The 561-nt window shown below is 47.8% G+C and carries 1 pseudogene; it reads left to right on the top strand.

Annotated elements, in window-relative coordinates:
• Positions 1–68 precede the first annotated feature (68 nt).
• Positions 69–561, top strand: a pseudogene (locus ACOTYN_RS26450) (IS110-like element IS5075 family transposase); the annotation flags it as partial.

The raw sequence follows: 561 nt of genomic DNA, 5'->3' as shown, positions 1-561 counted from the left end.
TTAATGAGATGGTCACTCCCTCCTTCCCAGTACTATGCTGAGGACAGGCTTTCATTCGGAGAACCATCATGGAAAACATTGCGCTTATTGGTATCGATCTGGGTAAGAACTCTTTCCATATTCATTGTCAGGATCATCGTGGGAAGGCCGTTTACCGTAAAAAATTCACCCGACCAAAGCTAATCGAATTTCTGGCGACATGCCCAGCAACAACCATCGCGATGGAAGCCTGTGGCGGTTCTCACTTTATGGCACGCAAGCTGGCAGAGTTAGGGCATTTTCCAAAGCTGATATCACCGCAATTTGTCCGCCCATTCGTTAAAAGCAACAAAAATGACTTCGTTGATGCTGAAGCTATCTGTGAAGCAGCATCACGTCCATCTATGCGTTTCGTGCAGCCCAGAACCGAATCTCAGCAGGCAATGCGAGCTCTGCATCGTGTCCGTGAATCCCTGGTTCAGGATAAGGTGAAAACAACTAATCAGATGCATGCTTTTCTGCTGGAATTTGGTATCAGCGTTCCGCGAGGTGCTGCCGTTATTAGTCGACTGAGTACCCTTC

This window comes from Enterobacter cloacae complex sp. IR5458 (assembly GCF_049238025.1).
In the GTDB taxonomy this organism is placed as follows: Bacteria; Pseudomonadota; Gammaproteobacteria; order Enterobacterales; family Enterobacteriaceae; genus Enterobacter; species Enterobacter kobei.
Note: the sequence above shows the minus strand (reverse complement) of the source record. Positions and strands in the feature narration are given on the sequence as shown.